Source organism: Natronorubrum sp. A-ect3 (assembly GCF_041821125.1).
GTDB lineage: Archaea > Halobacteriota > Halobacteria > Halobacteriales > Natrialbaceae > Natronorubrum > Natronorubrum bangense.
This window is the reverse complement of the sequence record NZ_JBGUBB010000001.1, coordinates 759,982-778,589: the sequence shown is the minus strand read 5'-3', so window position 1 is coordinate 778,589 and position 18,608 is coordinate 759,982. Positions and strand designations below refer to the sequence as shown.

The window sequence follows — 18,608 nt, the reverse complement described above, 5'->3', positions numbered from 1 at the left end:
GGTACTCGGTCGTTCGGTTGCGGTGAGCCTATGAGCACGCACGCGAACAGCAACATATGAGCGACACTGCACAGGCCGTCGAGGGCGAGGACGATGGTGACCCACTGCCGTCGGCTGTCGTCCCGACGGTCGGCACCGTCCTTGCCGCTCTCACTGCCGCCGCACTGGCGATTCCCGCACGCGCTGGGACCGACGAACTGGCGCTCTGGATCGCCGCGGCCGGAGCCCTCCTCACAACAGGGCTGTTTCTCACACGCCGGCACGAACTCATCGAGCGCCGCATCGCCGGCCCGGTTGCTGCCGGCTCGAGTCTGCTCGTCGTCGTCCTGTCGGGGTATGCGATCACACAGGGAGTGTACGGCTCAGTCGTCGTTCCGGGCCTCGAGTGGTCAATCTCGCTGCTCTTTCTGGCGTTTTTCGTCGGCGCTGGCACCGTCGGCCTCGGCGTCGCGGAGTTCGCGGGCGTCTCCGGTCGAGGGCTGTACCGTCGGCTGGCGCTTTCACTCGAGTTGGTCGTTCTCGGCGTGATCGGGCTGTTCGGCATTTCGATCGCACAGCTGTTCCTCTCGCTTCCGGTCGTTCTGACGGGGGCTGAGCTCTCGGCGCTCCAGGGACGGCTGATCGAGTATCTCTCTTTCGGCCTCGGGCTGGGCGCGGTCGCGGCGGGCTATCTGGCGTTTCGCGACCACGACCTGTCGTTTATCGACCTCGAGACGCCCACTCGCTGGACGGTCAGCTGGATCGTCCTCGGTCTGGGGCTGATTTTCGGGGTGAATCTGGCGATCTCATCGCTGATGAGTGCCGCCGGGATCGAGGGCTCGAGTCACTCCCTGACACAGGATGTGATCGACCAGCCCGAGCTGCTGTTCGTCATCGTCCCGGCGATGGTGTTCATCGTCGGCCCGTTCGAGGAACTGCTCTATCGAAACATCATCCAGAAATCCCTCTATGGAACGTTTTCACAATACGGCGCTGTCGTTGTCGCAAGCGTCGTGTTCACGCTCGTCCACATCGCGGCGTATGCGACTGCGGGTGCAGGACAGATACTCGCGAGCCTCTCGCTGTTGTTCGTGCTCTCGATGATCCTCGGCGTGCTCTACGTTCGAACGGCGAACTTGCTGGTCCCGGCGCTCGTCCACGGTCTGTACAACGCAGTCGTCGTTCTGATGATACTCGTCTGATACGGTCTGCCGTCCGTCAGTCCTGGCGCGACCGCGCGGCACATCGGTACAACAGACCCTCTGAAAGTCGCGACAGCGTTACGTCGGGTTCTTGCGCGCCAGATCGGAGCCACAGATCGGACACCGGTCTTTATGCTCGTCGTACTCCCGACCACAGCCCTGACACTGATACTGCCAGTGGCGCTGTTCGTCGATTCCCTCTCGAGCGATCACTTCGACGGTGACGTTGAGTTTCTCGGCGACGTTTTGCATCGCGTAGTCGTCGGTGACGAGCGTCGCATCCAGTTCGAAACTCGCGGCGACGAGGCGAACGTCGGTGTTCGAGAGCACATCGAGGTCACCTGACTCTTTGGCCGCCCGTCTGACCCGTTCGGTGGTGTCCTCGTTCGGAATGTGAATGTGCATCCCCGAGCCTTCCATCGCATCGTAGCGATAGGCGCTCTCGTCCTCGAGTTCCTCGCGGACGAGTGGGATCGTTGCAGTCTGTTCTGTCGTATGAAAGTCGTGAATAAACGCCGAGGAGTCAAGAACGTACATACCGTTAGCGCTGGACGACAATGTAATCTTTCACCGCCTGAACGCGGTTGACAGGCACGAGGAATCGGCCGGCCTCGTCGACATCAAAATCGACCGCTCGGGTCGGCAACTCTTCGTCAGGATCGATGACGAGGTCGTGTAGCTTGCCCGATTTGATGTCCATCGTGATGTTGTAGAGCAGTCCCAGTTCGACGCCGTCGGAACCCATGACGGATTTCCCCGAGAGGTTTTCAGCGAGTATATCGCTCATGCATACTCGTATTTACTAATCGGTATTAAAAACCACGGGCTCTCCGAACGTGGATGACGATGGGTTTAACTACCGTCCTGCGGACGCTTTAGATAAGACCTTCTCGGGTGGTTCACCATGTCGAATACGGATACGCGCGACCCCACATCTCTCAGAACACCGATCGTCGCTGTACTCGGACACGTCGATCACGGTAAGACCAGTCTCCTCGATAAAATCCGCGGCTCAGCAGTTATCGAGGGTGAAGCAGGGGCGATTACCCAGCACATCGGCGCAACCGCCGTGCCGCTGGATATCATCTCCACGATCGCCGGCGACCTCGTCGACCCGGACGACTTCGATCTCCCCGGCCTGTTGTTTATCGATACGCCAGGTCATCACTCTTTTACGACGCTTCGTTCTCGTGGTGGCGCACTCGCCGACATCGCGATCCTCGTCGTCGACGTCAACGACGGCTTCCAGCCCCAGACGCTCGAGGCCCTCGAAATCCTCAAACGCTCCGAAACGCCGTTTATTGTCGCCGCAAACAAGATCGACACCGTCCCCGGCTGGAACGTCAACGAGGACTCCCCGATCAACGACACCTACGAGTCCCAGTCGGACCGCGTTCGAAAGCGACTTGACGAAAATCTCTATAAGATCATCGGCAACCTCTCGGATGAGGGCTTCTCCGCCGACCTCTACTGGCGCGTCCAGAACTTCCAGCGCAACGTCGGCGTCGTCCCTGTCTCGGCGATGACCGGCGAGGGTGTCCCCGACCTGCTGACCGTGATGATGGGGCTCTCCCAGCGCTACATGAAAGAGGAGATGGAGATCGACGTCGCCGGCCCCGGCGTCGGCACCGTCCTCGAGGTCAAAGAGGAGAAAGGCTTCGGGACGACGATCGACACCGTCCTCTACGACGGGACGATCAGCGCCGACGACACGATCGTCGTCGGCGGGATGAACAAGCCCATCGTCACCGAGGTTCGGGCGCTGCTCCAGCCCCGTCCACTCGCGGAGATTCGAACCGAGAGCCGGTTCGAGAAAGTCGACGAGGTGTCGGCTGCATCCGGGATCAAAGTCGCCGCACCTGACCTCGCAGACGCGATGGCTGGCGCACCAGTTCGGGTCGTCCGCGACCGCGATCTCGAGGACGTCGTCGCCGAGGTCGAGGCCGAGCTCGCAGATATCGCCGTCGACACCGAAGAGCAAGGCGTCGTCGTCAAAGCCGACACGCTCGGCAGTCTCGAGGCGATGGCCGACGCCCTCGACGAAGCCGAGGTGCCGATCGTCCGCGCGGAGGTTGGCGACATTGCGCCGCGTGACATCTCGGTCGCCTCGACAGCCGAGGACTCGAAACAGCAGGCGATCCTCGGCTTCAACGTCGACGTGCTCAGCGATGCCGAACAGCGCGCCGAGATCGACGACGTGAAACTGTTCACTGACGAAGTTATCTATCAGCTTATCGAAGAGTACGAACAGCACATCGAGGAACTCGAGCGCGCCCAGCAGGATACGATCCTCGACAACATCGTCCGGCCCGCTCGATTCCGCATTCTGCCGGATCACACGTTCCGCCAGAACGACCCCGCAGTCGTCGGCGTCGAAGTGAACTCGGGCACGATCCAGAACAACGCCAACGTGGTCAAGTTCGAAAACAACGAGCCCGAACGCGTCGGCCAGGTCAAAGGCATTCAGGAACAGGGCGAAGATGTCGACGAGGCCCGCGCCGGCAACCGCGTGAGCGTCGCCATCGACGGCCCGACTGTCGGCCGCCAGATCGAAGAGGACGACGAACTCTGGACTGCAGTCCCCGAGAAACACGCGAAAATCTTAGAACAGGAGCTGGCAAGCGAGATTCCGGGTGACGAACTCGAGGCGCTGAATATGTATCTGGACAAACAGCGCAGTCGTGATCCCTTCTGGGGCAAGTAGCGATTCTCGCCGGCTGATGGAGACGAAATCGGTCGCTACCCTTATCCTCTCTGCGAGCCTGTCAGTCGTATGAATCAGTTCGTCTGGATCCTTGTCGTGTCGTACGTCGTTCTCGGAGCCGGACTCGTCTCTGGGCTGGCGATCGGTTCGACGACGCTGTTTCTTGTTGCCGGTGGGCTGTTCGCGGTACTCGCCGTTTCCCAGCGGATCGTCTGCTCCAGCGCCGACGGTCGAACGCCCGATCCGGGGCCGACCCCGCGCAAGCGAATCTGAATCCGGTTTCACTCCGCTCGCTCGAGTCGCACTCGAGCCCCACCCTCGAGAGCTGTGAGCGCTGACACGTCTTCGAGTCGGGCGACGACGGTAACGGGCGCAGCAGCGCGCGGCTCGCCGTCGACGCTGGCTGGCGTCTCGCCCCAGAACAGACAGAGTTTGTTACCGTCAGGCCAGTAGGCAATCGCACCCTCCGGAACGACCTCGCTGGCGTTCTCGGCTGGCACGTCGAGTGCGAGATTGAAGTAGAGTTCGTCGCCCCAGCGGATGCCATCGCCCGAGATGGGCAACGCGGCCTCGAGTGCGGCCCTCGTTTCCGGGGCGTCGTCCGTCCAGGTCGCTGTCAGCTCCCGATCACCAACGGTGACACGAAGATCCGTCATATGGATCCCGTCACACGGACACTACTTCGTGTTATCTGTCAGGGCGACTCGATCGTCGGCCAGTGGCTCTCGTCGCCCGCGTGCGCGTTTGAGTTTCTCGAGGATGGCCTCGGGATCGTCGATCGCCGCGCGGTCACAGCGAATGTCGAGCCAGCGGCGCTCGAGGACGAGTTCGTCGTCGGTCAGAGAGATGTCGGTGATCGCAGCCCAGGGGACGAGTTTCGTGGCAAACGACTGCTCGAGGACGACGCCGGCCGCGTGGGCGTGGATCGATGGGGCGTTCCAGCGCTCGCTCGCATCGAAATCGACCCAGTCGCCACCCCAGTTGAATCGATTTGCGAGGAGCGCGACGCTCCCGTACCCCGCCCAGAGAAGGCCGATCCAGTTGCCGGCGGCAATGCTCCCGAGACCAGCGATAACGAGGCCGACCGACATGACGATCACGACCCACTCGTTTGCTCCGTAGCGGGGGTCGTGCCACGCCCAGGAGACGACCGGCTCGTCGGGCGTCATCGCGGCAACGTATCTGTTTCGGGCCATCCGGGCAACGCCAACGGCGACGGCCCCGCTGAGCAGACTGCTCACGACCGCGAGCACGCTGAGTCGGGCCGTGGACTCGAGTGGGGTGATTGCGGGGACGAACAACACGGCCGCGAACGCGACCGCGGGGAGATAGCACGCGAGCCGTCGACGGCGAGACTGGCCAATTCGTTCGGGAAGACCGCGCAGCCGATGGCCGAAAATAAAAACGAGTAGCAGGACGGCCGTCAACGTACTCGGTGCCGTCGCGAGAATCGTCGCCGTCGCTGCATCCGTGACGACGCCAGCGATCGCAGTGAAGCCGGCGATGGTCACCCCGAGATAGAACCCGAAGCCAGCCTTGAAGCCGAGATCAGGGGTGGAGGTGCTGGCGGCCGACACTGATTGGGGACCGTGAGACGTCACAGTATCGCATTGGTTGTGTATATGACAATAAATAGGTCCGGGTCAACCGCGGGTGATCGGTCCGAAACGATGGCCGTCGCGTCTCGAGTCTCGCCGACACGCCGCTATACCGCGAGAAGTCGGTCCGAGACACCGGTCGGTTATAAACTGGTTGAGTCTTCCGTTGAAACGATTACGTGTGTGATGCTGGTGGATCCAGTATGCTCGTACATATCCGCCAGTACAAACACGAAGAGGTTCAGTTCGACGACAACAGGACGACCGGCGAGTCCCAGACCGAAGACACAGTGAATCCGGATGCAGAGGACTATTTCGGCACGGAGATGGACGAAATCAGTGTTGAGACGTGGGCCACTGTCGAACACGAGGGTGATCCGATTCAGCGCCGCTCCGTCACGGTCGAGGGAGTCACTGCAGTGTCCGTGCCGAAAGAACCCACCGACGAGGACGATCCGGACCTGCCCGGGCAAACGATCCAGTTCCGAATGGGCGGTGGCACCGAGCACTTCGCGCAGGCCGAAATCGTCGAAGTCCAAGACGAGGGTCAATAGGTGACGGAAGCCGAGGGGAACGTCTCCGAAGCGGACGATTCCCACGACAAGGCGACCATGGATGAGGAGCCGTAGTCCGTCGGGAGAGGTCACAGTCGACAAATCCGGCTTTCGCTGAGTTCCAGTTTGCCCGTTCGGAAACACGGCCTCGAGCACCCCGTCTTCGACGCATGTGGACAGGAAACACGATCTGGCCGTCCAGATCACAGACCTGTCACACGCGAGAATGACAGCGGTTGCCGGAGACGGACCGGTCCCGAAATCGTTTTCAACCGTTCACACGGACACTCGGTATGCCGACGGAATCGGACACTCATTATGACCCCGATCTGGGGAGCAAGTTCATCTTCGTCACCGGCGGTGTGATGTCGGGACTGGGGAAAGGGATTACAGCCGCAAGCACCGGTCGGCTCTTGAAAAACGCCGGATTCGATGTCACCGCGGTCAAGATCGATCCATATCTCAACGTGGATGCAGGGACGATGAATCCCTACCAGCACGGCGAGGTCTACGTCTTAGAAGACGGCGGGGAGGTCGACCTCGACCTGGGGAACTACGAACGGTTCCTCGATATCGATATGACCTCGGACCACAACATCACCACCGGGAAAACCTACCAGCACGTCATCGAGAAAGAACGTGCCGGCGACTATCTCGGGAAGACGGTCCAGATCATCCCGCATATCACAAACGACATCAAACGGCGCATTCGCGAGGCCGCCGAAGGCACCGATGTCTGTATTATCGAAGTCGGTGGCACGGTCGGCGACATCGAGGGGATGCCCTACCTCGAGGCCCTGCGCCAGTTCGCTCACGAGGAACCCGAGGAGAACGTCCTCTTTACGCACGTGACCCTCGTTCCGTACTCGAAAAACGGCGAGCAGAAGACCAAACCGACCCAGCACAGCGTCAAGGAGGTCCGATCGATCGGGCTCCAGCCCGATATCATCGTTGGCCGGTGTGAGGATCGACTCGATCCCGAAACGAAAGAGAAGATCGCACTGTTCTGTGACATCCCGACCGAGGCGGTGTTCTCGAACCCCGACGTCGACGACGTCTATCACGTCCCGCTGATGGTCGAGGAGGAAGGCTTAGACCAGTACGTGCTCGAGCACTTCGGCCTCGACGATGAGGCACTGCCACGGGGCGAGCGCGCCAACGAGTGGCGCGACATCGTCACGACCGAGAAAGACGAGGCAGTCGACGTCGCGCTGGTCGGCAAGTACGACTTAGAAGACGCGTATATGTCGATCCACGAGTCGCTCAAACACGCCGGCTTCGAACTCGGCGCTGACGTGAACGTCCACTGGGTGTCGGCCGACGAGATGGCCGACGGTCACGACGGCCAACTCGAGGCCGTCGACGGCGTCATCGTTCCCGGTGGCTTCGGGATGCGTGGCTCCGAAGGCAAGATCGAAGCCGTGCGCTACGCCCGCGAAAACGACGTGCCGTTCCTGGGGCTCTGTCTTGGCTTCCAGATGGCCGTCGTCGAGTACGCCCGGCACGTGCTGGAACTCGAGGGTGCCCACTCGGCGGAGATGCTCGAGGACACCCCACACCCGGTCATCGACATCCTCCCAGAACAGTACGAAGTCGAGGATATGGGCGGTACGATGCGCCTTGGCGAGCACACGACCGTCATCGAACCGGAAACACTGGCCTACGACCTCTACGACGACACCTCCTGTACCGAGCGCCATCGCCACCGCTACGAGGTCAACCCCGAGTACTTCGACCAGTTCGAGGACGAACCGCTGACGTTCTCGGGCACGGCGGGCAACCGGATGGAGATCCTCGAACTCGAGGACCACCCCTACTTCCTCGGGACGCAGTTCCACCCTGAGTACACGTCCCGACCTGGCCAGCCGAGCCCACCGTTCGTCGGCCTCGTTGCTGCCGTCCTCGAGCGTGCAACCGGCGCCGACGACACCGAACAGGAATCCGCAGACGCAGACACCGAAACTGAGGTAACCCACTAATGGTAGACACTGAGACGTTCGTTCCAGAGGCAGTTGCAGAGATCGAAGACGAAATCGGCGACGCAAACGCAGTCATCGCCCTTTCGGGCGGTGTCGACTCCTCGGTCGCCGCCGCACTGGCGTACGAGTCCATCGGCGACCAGCTCACCCCTGTCTACGTCGACACGGGCCTGATGCGCAAAGGCGAGACTGCCCAGATCAGCGAGACGTTCGATTACATGGAGTCGCTGCGGGTCGTCGACGCCAAAGACCGGTTCCTCGAGGCGCTTGCCGGCGTCACTGACCCCGAGGAGAAACGCGCGGTTATCGGCGAGCAGTTCATCCGCGAGTTCGAACGCGAAGCGAAAGACGCCGACGCAGACTACCTCGTGCAGGGGACGATCTACCCCGACCGCATCGAGAGCGAAGGCGGCATCAAATCCCACCACAACGTCGGTGGGCTGCCGGATGTCGTCGACTTCGAGGGCATCGTCGAACCCGTTCGCGACCTCTACAAAGACGAGGTTCGCGAGGTCGCTCGCCACCTCGGACTCGACGAACTCGTCGCCGAACGGATGCCGTTCCCCGGCCCGGGTCTCGCCGTGCGCGTCATCGGCGAAGTCACCGACGAGAAACTCGAGGTCGCCCGCCACGCCTGCCACGTCGTCGAGGAGGAACTCGAGGAGTACGAGCCATGGCAAGCGCTTGCGGCCGTCATCGGCAAGGCGACGGGTGTCAAAGGCGACAACCGCGTCCACGGCTGGGTCGTCTCCGTTCGCTCCGTCGAATCGCGTGACGGGATGACCGCCCGTGCTCAGGAAATCGATTGGGAGACCCTCCAGCGTATTCAGTCCCGAATCACTGGTGGCCACGAAAACGTTGCTCGCGTCGTCTACGACGTGACACACAAACCGCCTGCCACGATTGAGTACGAATGAGCATAGACGCTATCGTCGCCGGCCCGGACGAAGACGGTATTACCGAGGCTCTCGAGGCCGCGGGTGCCGATGTCGCCCGTGTCACGGGCGTACTCTCGCGACCCACGCTCGAGGAGGCCGGTGCTCTCGAGGCGGAGCTGTATGTCTTGACTGATGTCCGTGAGGCGACGACGATCCCGATCGTCTGTGATCTCAACGACGACGTTCGGACGGTCGTGTATGCTCGCGAGACGATTCCGGATTTCATCAAAGGACAGCTCGACCTCGCCGTCGACCCACAGCTGATGGACGCCGCAGTCGTCGCCGACGAGTTGACGAGCTGATCGGCTTCCCGACGCCGATTGTGGCGGGCACGACCGGCTGTGTCCGAACCCGGCTCGAAGACACGAACCCTGACAGACAGCGAACCGAATTGTTCGCCGAGAGAACTTCTGTCGAATGATAGCGTACTGAACAGTCTCTCGAAACTGCGTATTATGGAGTGTCTTCGGAGTATGAACGTTCTCGAGGGGGTATTCGGCCGAGTAAAATCGGATTGAATTCGAGAGAATCCGGCCCAAGCATCTCATACCGTCTCCCCCGTTGAAGTAGCTTCCAGCGCTATCACCTGCTGGAGGTCGACGGGCAAACCCCACCAAGGCATCCATTGCCTGTTCCCGTGACTTCCAGCAACCCCACCACAGCACCCTTCCCCCACCATTGCCACACCGTTCCGTTTCCCGGTACCGACACGGGCCCCTGCACCAGCCTGTGTCGGACCCTGCGGTTGGCACCCAGGGCGCGAATCTTTTCGCGCCTTGGACGGATCCGTTCACCGACCAGCTACTGTTCTCGAAGCCGCTGTAACACCGGGATTTCCTCGAGTCGCTCGTCCGTCAGGAGCTCCCAGTCGATTCCCGTCGGCTGCTCGTGGTCGTCGGGACGAATCGTCCGCTCGGGGGTGACGACGAGATCCATGGAGACGTCGTGCTCGTCGATCGAAACCGGCTCGTCGACCAGCTGGCGCTCGTGGATCGTCGTCGCAACCGGTGTCTCCGCATCGACGAGTCCGAGGCCGCGCAAAATCGCATACTCGAGGTCGCTGTAGCCTTCGCCTTTCCCGATTCGCTCCCCGTCGTCGGTGACGCCGACACTGCCGGAGACGATCAGCTCGATCTCCTCGAGTGCGTCTGGACCGACCTGTTCGCCGTGTTTTGACGAGCCCGAGACCGTGGTTGCGGCGTCGTAGTCCTCGAGGTCGTCGGGATCGAGTTTCAGGAAACACCGTTCGTCTGCGAGCCGTGGGACGGCCATGTAGACCGTCTTGCCCTCGCGGAGCGCTCGCCGGCGAACTGGCAGCTGTGGTGCGTCGGGGTTGGCCTTGATCGTCTCGGCAGCCTGCCATTCGGGATGGGCGGCGAGTCGGTCGGCTGCCTCGGCCGTCCCGGCGAAGTTCGGAATCCGGCCATGTGGCGGGAACGGAAACCGGGCCTCGCCGCTCTCCTCGAGGTCGTCCCAGAGACGCTCACGAACGGTCGCTTTGTCGGCGGGCTCGTCCCGGTGATCGTCAGCAGCGCCCATCTCAGCGTCCTCCGTGTTCGGCCTCGGTTTCGGGATCGTCTCGATCGGCTTCTTCCCCGTGTTCTGCCTCGTCAGCGCTCATGCCGGCTTCGTCTCCGTCGGCTGCCTCTGCTTCGAGATCGGCGTCCGCGTCGTCCGAGCTGGGTTCGTCTTCGTCTTCGTCATCGGGTGCTCGAGCGAGAGCGAGAAGCTGGTGGATCTCAGGCAAGATGATTCCCTCGAGGCCGAGTCGAACCGCGGCTTCGTTACCTGGGAGACAGAAGACTGGGATGCCGTCGGCGACGCCCGCGATCGTCCGCGCGCCGATGACGCGCGTGCCGACTTCGTCGTACGACAACGTGGTGAACAGTTCGCTAAACGCCGTCAGTTCCTTCTCGAGCAGTGGTTCGACGGCCTCGATGGTGACGTCGTCGGGTTCGATGCTGGTTGCGCCGCCGGTGACGATCATGTCGACGTCGTCGCGGTCGAGCAGCCGCGAGGTAGTCGACTGAACCTGGTCGTGATCGGTTCCGACGTGCTCTCGAATGACGATCTCGTGATCGTCTTTTTTCAGGAGTTTCATGATCGTCTCGCCGGCGATATCGTTCCCGATGGCTCTGTCTGTCGCGATGGTGATGACGCCAACGCCGAGCGAGCGGCTGTCGCCGTCCGGATGGGACGCGTCGTCACTCCCGTCGTCGCCTCGCAGGTCTGTGGCCTGCTCCGTCTCTGGACTCGGCTCTTTGGACATGGGCTATCGTTCGGGAGCCGACAAATAAAACGCTGGCCACCTCGAGCGGCGATCCGCTACCGACGAGCCGCTCGAGCGATTATTCGGTGTCCATCTCGAGACCTTCGATGAGCACCTCGAGCGTGTGAATGTGGTCCTCGAAGAGGTCCTCGCCGCGCTCGGTAAGTCGATAGGCGGTCTGGGGGGTATCATCGACGAACCGCTTTTCGACGGCGACGCAGTCGGCGTCTTCCATCCGGTCGATGTGGCTCGCGAGGTTTCCCTCGGTGACCTCGAGTGCCGCGGTTAGATCAGTGAAACTCGTTTCACCGTTCGCGTAGAGGTGGGCGAAGATCCGCAGGCGGGTCGGTTGGTGGACGAGTTTGTCGAGTTCCATGTTAGCGGCGGGCGAGGACCACGTAGACGGCGACGTGTTGCAGTGCGATACCGATACCGAGGACGGCGTACTCCCAGCCTTCGAAGGCGGGGATGTGGGGAATTCCAGCGGCGAGGACGAGCATCCACGTGCCACCCGCGTAGAAGGCGTAGCGGTCGGCGGCCCGGATGTTGTACGCATTGAGGAGTTGGCCCATGAGGAGGTAGGCGGTGCCGACCACCGCCACGGCCGAGACCAGCGCGAGACGGATCGAGTTCGTCGCTTCGAGGGTCTCGAACACCGGTATCAGTCCAACGACCAGTGCACCGATGCCAACGAGGACGGCTCCGAACCAGAACCGCTGGCTAGGGAGGCCGGTTGCTGGCGGCTCGTAGCTCGACTTGAGCCGACGTTTGACCGTGTAATCGACCGCGAGGATTGTGACGAGTGCGCCTGCGATGAGCGGTCCCGAATAGCCTCGGAACCAGAACTGCGCGATCGTAAAGAACAGGCCGACGCTGACGCCCTCAACAATCCAGAACCGCCACCAGTAAGGATGGTCCTCGGCGAGTCCCATCGCTCCCTTGATCTCCTCGAGGTCGGACTTGAGGGCGTCTGGATCGACGTCGGTGACGGCGTCGTTGCTCATCTAAATCCCTCGTCTCGTTGTGGACCACTTTCGGTATAATAGTTAAAGAGGTCGGTGTACGTCGGTTCGACGAGCGTGAGATCGTCTATCCCGATCCCAGTCGCGACTGCGGCGTCGGCGACGAGGGCGTCCGCGTCTCGCCCACCAGCATCAGTATCGCGGTTATCACCGCCGTGACCCCTGCCCAGGAACCCGCGGACGTTGCCGGCCACCGCGTACGGCTCGCCTTCAATAGCCTCCGTGAGCGCGCTCGTGTTGGCCGTTCCCGTCTCGAGGATCGGCGGCAGGGACGCGAGAAGGTCGTCGGGCCGTCCCGTCGCGACGATTCCGTCCTCGGCGAGGAAGGCGATCCGGTTGGCGACATCGGCGTCCATCGGTCGATGACTGGCGACGACGAGCGTCTTCTCCGCCGCCTGCTGCTCCCGGAACAGCTCGTGAACTGCCTGGATCGTCGTCAGATCCAGCGCCGCGGTCGGCTCGTCGTACAGGTAGATCGGGACGTCGATACTCGCCGCGATCGCGAGTTCGAGCTTTCGCGTCATCCCACCGGAGTAGTCTTCGACGGGTTTCTCGAGGTCGCCATCGATGCCAAACCGGTCGACGAGGCGCTGCCAGTTGTCGGTGAACGCGGGGTGGAGCTGCCGGTAGAAGTCGATGTTCTCCCGGCCCGTGAGTTTCTCGTGGCAGAGCGCGTCCTGTAACAAGAAACTCGTCGTATCTGCGCGTGCCGTCGCCGGCTCGCCGAAGACGTCGACACTTCCGGCAGTGGGCCGAGTACTACCGGCTAGACAGGACAGCAGGACCGACTTGCCGACTCCGTTGGGTCCCATCAACAGCAGAATTTCGTTCTCTTCAACCGTGAGATCGACCGACTCGAGGACGCCCTCATCGTCGAAGGTTTTGCGGACCTCACGAGCGGTGACAACGGCGTCGCTCACGGCCACCACCCCCGGTCGTAGCAGTAGCGGTTCAGCAGCGCCGCGCCGACGACGAGCGCCAGCGCTGCGTAGCCAGCCAGCAAGGCGAGGAACTCGAGTCCGGTCGGCATTGCCGGCGGCGCAGCACCGAGTTCGGTCCAGTTCTCTGCGGGCACAAGGTGGTAGACCAGCAGCCGCGTCGGCAGGGTGTTCGGAAGGTAGTTCAGGATCTCTCCCTCGATTGGGGACAGTTCGGCCAGCGCGCCGTTGAACCCGGTGAGGACGAACGCACCGACGGCGACCAGCGAGGTGGCCCACTCGGCGACACGAGCGTTATCAGTGGCCAACACGAGCGGGATCGCGACGACCATCCAGAAGATGCAGGTCAACAACCCTGCCACGACGACTATCGGGATCGATTCGGGGCCCCGAAACCCGTACTCCGCACCGGTCGCGAACCCGGCAAGGATTGTTAAACCAAACGCGGCGATCGAAAGGAGGAGTCCGGCCGCCATCCGGCCCGCGAGGTCGGCTGCGGGAGAGATAGGCATCGACCGGTAGGCTGCGTACCGCTGGTCCTCAAGATCGCTCGCGAGCTGGTCGCCGAATAGGTAGAGACAGACGAACAGCGCCCCCATGACGCCGATGCCGATCGACGTGATCGCGTCGCCCGCTGCCGTTCCCTCGGACCCCTGAACGGCGAAAAACAGGTACATGATTGCCGGGAACGAGACCACCCAACCCAGCATGAGCCGACTGTTTCGGACTTCTCGAAGGCTCCGCGTGGCGAAGGCACTCGCCTGCTTGAGCCACAGCCGACGAACTCCTCTGGACTGCTTCGCGGCTCCATCGCCCTGGTCGTGATTCGCGTGTGTTTTGGTTGACATTCTTCTCGCCTCAAGCTGTTGGCTCGCGATCATATAATGGTTTCCGTCGCAAAGTTACTTTGCAGTACAAAGCCTGGGTGTGGCGATAGGTTCTGGGAACCCAACTGTTATGGACGGAGTTTCCGTTGTCTCGGGTGTATGCAAGCAGTCAAAGTGACTGAACACGGCGACACCGATGTCATCGAGTACGGAGAGTACCCCGACCCGGAAATCGACCGCGACGAGGTGCTGGTCGACGTAAAGGCGGCGGCGCTCAACCATCTCGATATCTGGACCCGCCGAGGCATGCCAGGAATCGATCTCGAGATGCCCCACATTCCAGGCAGTGACGGGGCCGGTGTCGTCGCAGAGGTCGGTGAGGACGTCACCCGGTTCGAGGAAGGCGACCACGTCGCGCTCTCGGCCGGCGTTGGCGACCTCCGGATGGACGACCCGACGCTCGATTCACGCTTTCATATCATCGGCGAGCACGTCACTGGCATCCATTCCGAGTACGCTGCAATCTCCGAGGACAACCTGATCCCGGTCCCCGAGCATGTCGACTGGGCGGTCGCCGGCTCGAGCTGTCTCGTCTTCCAGACCGCCTGGCGGATGCTGATCGACCGTGCGGATCTCGAGGCTGGCGAGTCGGTACTCGTCCTGGGTGCAAGCGGCGGCGTCGGTCACGCTGCCTTGCAGATCGCTGACTACGCGGGCGCGGAAGTGTATGCGACAGGCAGTACCGAGGAGAAGCTGCAGTACGCCGAAGAACACGGCGCAGACCACGTCTGTAACTACGAAGAGGAGAACTTCGCAGACTGGGTCCGCTCGGAGACGGGCGGCCGCGGCGTCGACGTTGTCGTCGAACACGTCGGCGCGCCCACGTGGCAGGACTCCCTGAAGAGTCTCACCAAAGGCGGGCGACTCGTCACCTGCGGCGGCACCGGTGGTGGCAACCCCGAGACGGACATTCCACGGATCTTCTGGAACCAACTCGAGATCATCGGCTCGACGATGGCCACGCCCGGCCAGGTCGACGACGTGATGGAACTCGTCTGGGACGGCACCTTCCAGCCGGCGATTCGCGAGGAGCTGCCGATGAGCGAGAGCAAGCGTGCCCACGAGATCATCGAGAACCGCGAAGGGTTCGGGAAAGTCGTCGTCCGACCGGACAGCGAACTCGAGTAACCCCGAAACCCAGGTTCCGGAATCGAGAGGACTTTCACTCCTGACTCGAAACTGTCGACTGTGACCTCGAGCGACGACAGCGGCTACGTCCACGATCCGTCCGCGTTCGACGACGATGGTACGCGAACGGAGTCAGTCGACGACAACTGGGACGACGGGCCAGTCCATCCCGAACAGGTCGATCGAGAGTTCGACTGGCGTGGCTGGGTGGTCGTCGGCATGATCATCGTCGCGTTTCTCATCGCACCGATTGCGATCACCCTGTGGCCGCCGGGCGTTGGCTACCGCTTTGCGCTGTTGATTTTGCCGCTGGTTCCGGCGCTGTTCCTTGCCCTGACGGCTGTCTGGGCGACGACGCGACCCTAAAAAACGACGCGGACTGTTACTGGCTCGTCGACTCGACTGACTCGAGGCGCGTCTCGAGTCGGTCCGCGACGGTCGATCCGTGGACGGCATCTTCATCGGGGATATCCCCATCGTCGACATACGAAGTCATTGCCTCGAAGAGCCGGCGAGTCTGGGAGCTGGTGAGTACCGCTGTTTGGTCACCAGCCTCGACTGCGTCGATCGACTCGAGGATCCATTCGGGGGCGCGCTCGCCCTCGTCGATCGACTCGTCGAGATAGCTCGCGAGCATGTGGTGGGTAACCCATTGCTCGTCTCTAGAGAGCGTGACTTCGTGCGTCTCGGTCTTTTCCGGTTGTGGGGAACTCATTTCGTCACACGGACCGATTGTGTCGGCCCTCAACCAACGCTACGAAGGGCGGTGTAATAAGCCTTGTTGCTTGTTATCATTCGTCGATACACGCCGACGCCGAACCCCTCACTCATGCTGTCTAAGTGATAGCCCTGACTGGCGGTGTGAATCCGATCGCACGACGGCCCTGCGAGGGGTGTGTCTCTGCGTCAGTTGTGACTCGACTCCCGGACGTCACGTCGCATCGCAATCTCGAACCAGGGACAGAGTCGGAGCTGGCGGTACCAGTCTGGATTCTCGTGGAGTCGCTCGTATGGAACCCACAGCAGCCCCGCTACCTCGTCTTCGTTTGGCTCGAGGCTGCGATCCGACAGCGTGAGCTTCAGGACGGCACAGACCTCGTGTTCGACACCCGCGTTCTCGAAGTAGCGTTTGTACTCGAAGCGGTCGGTCAGCCGCAAGTCGTCGTACTGGTCAGGAGTGATCCCGAGTTCTTCCTCGAGCCGTTGGCGGGTCGCCTCCGCTTGGCTTTGGCCCCTGACAGGGTGGGATGCGACGGTCCCATCCCAGTACGTGCCCCAGAGGCGTTTCTCGGGCGCTCGCTGGGCGAGCAAGACGTTTCCCTCGCCGTCGAAGACGAGTGCGGTAAACGCCCGGTGGCGAATCCCTTCCCCGGTGTGTGCCTCGAGTCGATTGACCAACTCGAGTTCGGTATCGTCTGCATCGACAGCGATCACGTCCTGCCCCGCGTTCTCGTGAGGACGGTCGTCCTGTGGCGTCTGCATACTGGGCTAGTTGTGGTGGCCCCTCAAACCAGTATCGTCCCGAACCAGTTTCGGTGGTGACACAACGGGCTGAAACCAGATCATACGAGATGGGCGGTCGTGTTCACAGCCGGTTTTCGTACCGAGGAGGCTGCAGTTGTGGCCGGACATCCGACCGCGATTACAGTGGTCATACAGTGTTCGAACTGCCTAACATACGCACGTAAGCGACAATAACTTAACCAGCCACCGACCGGGAGATTCGTACGACTGACAGATGGCCCAGCACACAACGGAGCAGACACACCCAAACCGGGAGGCAACGACTACCGGATCTATTCAGCGACTGACTGACTCTCAATCTGGCCTTACAGTAACCGTTCTCGACACGCTTGCTGGGATCGACAGCGAGCGGTGGAACGATGTCGTCGACCGGTCCAACCTCGGAACCGTCTTCCACCGGTATGAGTGGCTTGAGGCGGTCGAGACAGGACTTGGGCACCCAGCCAGACACTTGATCGTCGAGAAAGATACGAACCTCATCGGGCTGTTTCCAAACTTCATCGTCGGACTGCCGAAAACACCGTTTGACCGATTGACATCGATCTACCCCGGATTTGGTGGCCCGTTGCTGACGACCGACGTCTCCGACTCGCTCTCGCTCGTGCTCGAGGCAATCTCCGAACTCTGTGATGGCCGGACGATCGTCCACGAGATCCGTGCCTGTAACACGAACTTTCTCCGCTACAACGATTATCTCGAAGCCGAGGGTTACGATTCCAGTCGGGTCGGTGGCCGATTCGTGCTCAACCTCGCGAAGGGCTACGACCAACTTTTCGACGAGATGAGCAGTTCGAAACGTCGCGCCATTCGTCGTGGCCGAGAAACCGATCACGAGGTCGTCGAGGCGGAACTCACCCGGTCAACTATCGAACAGTTCCACAAAAAGTACGCACAGCATATGAGAGACGTCGACGGCATAATCTACCCCATCGAGTTCTTTGAGCAACTTATCGAGATGGACGACCGGATTTTGTTGCTGATGCTCTACGTCGAGGGCGAGTACGCTGGTGGCTTTCTCGAACTGCTCAACGACGAGCAAGACACCATCCACGGCTTCTTCGCTGGCGTTCCGTCTGAGTCGTTCGAGTACCATGCCTCGGAACGGCTCTACGATTACCTGTTCCAGTGGGCTATCGAAAACGGGTATGAGACCTACGACTTCGGCGGCGGCGGTGCGGACTTTCAAGACGGCGCGTTCACGTTCAAAGAGGAGTTCGGCGGCGAACTGATCCCGAACATCTACTGGGAGCGTGGCACGGGGCCGACCTGGACGCTCATCGAGACCGGTCGTTCGCTGTACAACCGATACGGGTGATCGTCACCGTCGAAACTGGCTGTAGCCGTCTCCCCGATCGCGCCGCTCTCGAGGGAGCGTGGCCGTGATGACGCGAGTACGTTAGCCGAGTTCCTCATCGAGGATCAGGCGCGTCTTCGTGCTCACGACCTCCTCTTGATCTCGAGCCTGCGTAATAAGGTCGTTCACGCCGCGCGTGTCCGCCGCGTCGACGACGAGGACGATATCCTGTTCGCCAGAGACCATCCAGACGAAATCGACCTCTTCCCATTCAGCCATCCGTTCGGAGACGGCTTTGGTGTCGACGTCGACCGCAACACCGATCTCGAGCATCGCTTTGACGTTGCCCGTCCGTGTCGAAATCGTAAACCGCTCGATGATGTCGTCGTCCATCATCCGTTCGACGCGGTTTCGAACAGTCCCTTCGCTCGTCTCGACCTCGTCTGCGATCTCAGTGTACGGCGTTCGAGCATCTCGACGGAGAATATCGAGGATCTGTCGGTCCAGGTCGTCCATGGAGATCTGTAACTACGCTGAAGACGCACTTACCGATTACGAATTTCGTAACTCAGCTTCGAAGACAACACTTATG

At 61.5% G+C, this 18,608-nt stretch carries 23 protein-coding genes; 10 read left to right on the top strand and 13 right to left on the bottom strand.

Annotated features, from left to right (window positions below):
• Positions 1 to 56 precede the first annotated feature (56 nt).
• Positions 57 to 1,181, top strand: a complete 1,125-nt coding sequence (locus ACERJA_RS03935) for a lysostaphin resistance A-like protein (RefSeq protein ID WP_373606965.1) — start codon at positions 57 to 59, stop codon at positions 1,179 to 1,181.
• 78 nt (positions 1,182 to 1,259) lie between these two features.
• On the opposite strand, the gene ACERJA_RS03930 is transcribed toward ACERJA_RS03935, so the two are convergent.
• Complete coding sequence (locus tag ACERJA_RS03930) at positions 1,260 to 1,718, bottom strand: NOB1 family endonuclease (RefSeq protein WP_373606964.1); 459 nt, start codon at positions 1,716 to 1,718, stop codon at positions 1,260 to 1,262.
• A gap of 4 nt (positions 1,719 to 1,722) precedes the next feature.
• Positions 1,723 to 1,968, bottom strand: a complete 246-nt coding sequence (locus ACERJA_RS03925; protein ID WP_006066517.1) for a PRC-barrel domain-containing protein — start codon at positions 1,966 to 1,968, stop codon at positions 1,723 to 1,725.
• A 117-nt stretch (positions 1,969 to 2,085) separates the two neighbouring features.
• Here ACERJA_RS03925 and infB point away from each other — a divergent pair, with 117 nt between their 5' ends.
• Both infB and ACERJA_RS03915 read left to right on the top strand, forming a co-directional pair.
• On the top strand, positions 2,086 to 3,885 hold the full coding sequence (gene infB, locus ACERJA_RS03920; protein WP_373606963.1) for a translation initiation factor IF-2: 1,800 nt from the start codon (positions 2,086 to 2,088) through the stop codon (positions 3,883 to 3,885).
• Positions 3,886 to 3,954: 69 nt separating this feature from the next.
• Positions 3,955 to 4,158 carry a hypothetical protein gene (locus ACERJA_RS03915; protein WP_373606962.1) on the top strand — a complete coding sequence of 68 codons (204 nt, stop codon included), beginning with the start codon at positions 3,955 to 3,957 and terminating at the stop codon, positions 4,156 to 4,158.
• Between the two features lie 8 nt (positions 4,159 to 4,166).
• Here ACERJA_RS03915 and ACERJA_RS03910 read toward each other — a convergent pair whose 3' ends face one another.
• Together ACERJA_RS03910 and ACERJA_RS03905 are read right to left on the bottom strand one after the other, a co-directional pair.
• A complete protein-coding gene (locus tag ACERJA_RS03910; RefSeq protein ID WP_373606961.1) occupies positions 4,167 to 4,541 on the bottom strand; it encodes a cyclophilin-like fold protein in 375 nt (124 codons plus the stop codon).
• Positions 4,542 to 4,562: 21 nt separating this feature from the next.
• Positions 4,563 to 5,486: a hypothetical protein gene (locus ACERJA_RS03905; RefSeq protein ID WP_373606960.1), complete on the bottom strand. Its 924-nt coding sequence runs from the start codon at positions 5,484 to 5,486 to the stop codon at positions 4,563 to 4,565.
• Positions 5,487 to 5,686: 200 nt separating this feature from the next.
• Between ACERJA_RS03905 and ACERJA_RS03900 the strand changes: the two genes are divergently transcribed.
• The 4 genes from ACERJA_RS03900 to ACERJA_RS03885 all read left to right on the top strand — a co-directional run bounded on the left by ACERJA_RS03900 (position 5,687) and on the right by ACERJA_RS03885 (position 9,256).
• Complete coding sequence (locus ACERJA_RS03900) at positions 5,687 to 6,037, top strand: hypothetical protein (protein ID WP_373606959.1); 351 nt, start codon at positions 5,687 to 5,689, stop codon at positions 6,035 to 6,037.
• Positions 6,038 to 6,330: 293 nt separating this feature from the next.
• Positions 6,331 to 8,016 (top strand): glutamine hydrolyzing CTP synthase, encoded by a 1,686-nt coding sequence (pyrG, locus tag ACERJA_RS03895; RefSeq protein WP_373606958.1) that lies wholly within the window; start codon positions 6,331 to 6,333, stop codon positions 8,014 to 8,016.
• Positions 8,016 to 8,933, top strand: coding sequence for a glutamine-hydrolyzing GMP synthase (guaA, locus tag ACERJA_RS03890; RefSeq protein WP_373606957.1), 918 nt, complete (start codon positions 8,016 to 8,018; stop codon positions 8,931 to 8,933). The genes pyrG and guaA overlap by 1 nt, the downstream gene beginning before the upstream one ends.
• Positions 8,930 to 9,256 (top strand): CTP synthetase, encoded by a 327-nt coding sequence (locus tag ACERJA_RS03885; RefSeq protein WP_373606956.1) that lies wholly within the window; start codon positions 8,930 to 8,932, stop codon positions 9,254 to 9,256. Before guaA ends, ACERJA_RS03885 begins: the two co-directional genes overlap by 4 nt.
• A gap of 499 nt (positions 9,257 to 9,755) precedes the next feature.
• Here the strand turns inward: ACERJA_RS03885 and ACERJA_RS03880 are convergent, their stop codons facing one another.
• The 6 genes from ACERJA_RS03880 to ACERJA_RS03855 all read right to left on the bottom strand — a co-directional run bounded on the left by ACERJA_RS03880 (position 9,756) and on the right by ACERJA_RS03855 (position 14,031).
• Positions 9,756 to 10,493 (bottom strand): 5-formyltetrahydrofolate cyclo-ligase, encoded by a 738-nt coding sequence (locus ACERJA_RS03880; protein ID WP_373606955.1) that lies wholly within the window; start codon positions 10,491 to 10,493, stop codon positions 9,756 to 9,758.
• Between the two features lies 1 nt (position 10,494).
• Complete coding sequence (locus ACERJA_RS03875) at positions 10,495 to 11,223, bottom strand: molybdenum cofactor biosynthesis protein B (RefSeq protein WP_373606954.1); 729 nt, start codon at positions 11,221 to 11,223, stop codon at positions 10,495 to 10,497.
• Positions 11,224 to 11,302: 79 nt separating this feature from the next.
• Complete coding sequence (locus ACERJA_RS03870) at positions 11,303 to 11,599, bottom strand: transcriptional regulator (protein ID WP_373606953.1); 297 nt, start codon at positions 11,597 to 11,599, stop codon at positions 11,303 to 11,305.
• Position 11,600: 1 nt separating this feature from the next.
• On the bottom strand, positions 11,601 to 12,227 hold the full coding sequence (locus ACERJA_RS03865; RefSeq protein ID WP_373606952.1) for a hypothetical protein: 627 nt from the start codon (positions 12,225 to 12,227) through the stop codon (positions 11,601 to 11,603).
• A complete protein-coding gene (locus tag ACERJA_RS03860; RefSeq protein ID WP_373606951.1) occupies positions 12,224 to 13,165 on the bottom strand; it encodes an ATP-binding cassette domain-containing protein in 942 nt (313 codons plus the stop codon). The genes ACERJA_RS03865 and ACERJA_RS03860 overlap by 4 nt, the downstream gene beginning before the upstream one ends.
• Complete coding sequence (locus ACERJA_RS03855; protein WP_373606950.1) at positions 13,162 to 14,031, bottom strand: ABC transporter permease; 870 nt, start codon at positions 14,029 to 14,031, stop codon at positions 13,162 to 13,164. Before ACERJA_RS03855 ends, ACERJA_RS03860 begins: the two co-directional genes overlap by 4 nt.
• Before the next feature lie 138 nt (positions 14,032 to 14,169).
• Here ACERJA_RS03855 and ACERJA_RS03850 point away from each other — a divergent pair, with 138 nt between their 5' ends.
• Positions 14,170 to 15,198 (top strand): zinc-binding dehydrogenase, encoded by a 1,029-nt coding sequence (locus tag ACERJA_RS03850; protein WP_373606949.1) that lies wholly within the window; start codon positions 14,170 to 14,172, stop codon positions 15,196 to 15,198.
• Between the two features lie 60 nt (positions 15,199 to 15,258).
• Positions 15,259 to 15,564 carry a hypothetical protein gene (locus ACERJA_RS03845; RefSeq protein WP_373606948.1) on the top strand — a complete coding sequence of 102 codons (306 nt, stop codon included), beginning with the start codon at positions 15,259 to 15,261 and terminating at the stop codon, positions 15,562 to 15,564.
• A gap of 16 nt (positions 15,565 to 15,580) precedes the next feature.
• On the opposite strand, the gene ACERJA_RS03840 is transcribed toward ACERJA_RS03845, so the two are convergent.
• Together ACERJA_RS03840 and ACERJA_RS03835 are read right to left on the bottom strand one after the other, a co-directional pair.
• Positions 15,581 to 15,913 (bottom strand): hypothetical protein, encoded by a 333-nt coding sequence (locus ACERJA_RS03840; RefSeq protein ID WP_373606947.1) that lies wholly within the window; start codon positions 15,911 to 15,913, stop codon positions 15,581 to 15,583.
• 191 nt (positions 15,914 to 16,104) lie between these two features.
• Positions 16,105 to 16,680: an NUDIX domain-containing protein gene (locus tag ACERJA_RS03835; protein ID WP_373606946.1), complete on the bottom strand. Its 576-nt coding sequence runs from the start codon at positions 16,678 to 16,680 to the stop codon at positions 16,105 to 16,107.
• 256 nt (positions 16,681 to 16,936) lie between these two features.
• Here ACERJA_RS03835 and ACERJA_RS03830 point away from each other — a divergent pair, with 256 nt between their 5' ends.
• Positions 16,937 to 18,037 (top strand): GNAT family N-acetyltransferase, encoded by a 1,101-nt coding sequence (locus ACERJA_RS03830; protein WP_373606945.1) that lies wholly within the window; start codon positions 16,937 to 16,939, stop codon positions 18,035 to 18,037.
• An 81-nt stretch (positions 18,038 to 18,118) separates the two neighbouring features.
• Here ACERJA_RS03830 and ACERJA_RS03825 read toward each other — a convergent pair whose 3' ends face one another.
• Positions 18,119 to 18,532, bottom strand: a complete 414-nt coding sequence (locus ACERJA_RS03825) for an Lrp/AsnC family transcriptional regulator (protein WP_006066533.1) — start codon at positions 18,530 to 18,532, stop codon at positions 18,119 to 18,121.
• Positions 18,533 to 18,608 lie beyond the last annotated feature (76 nt).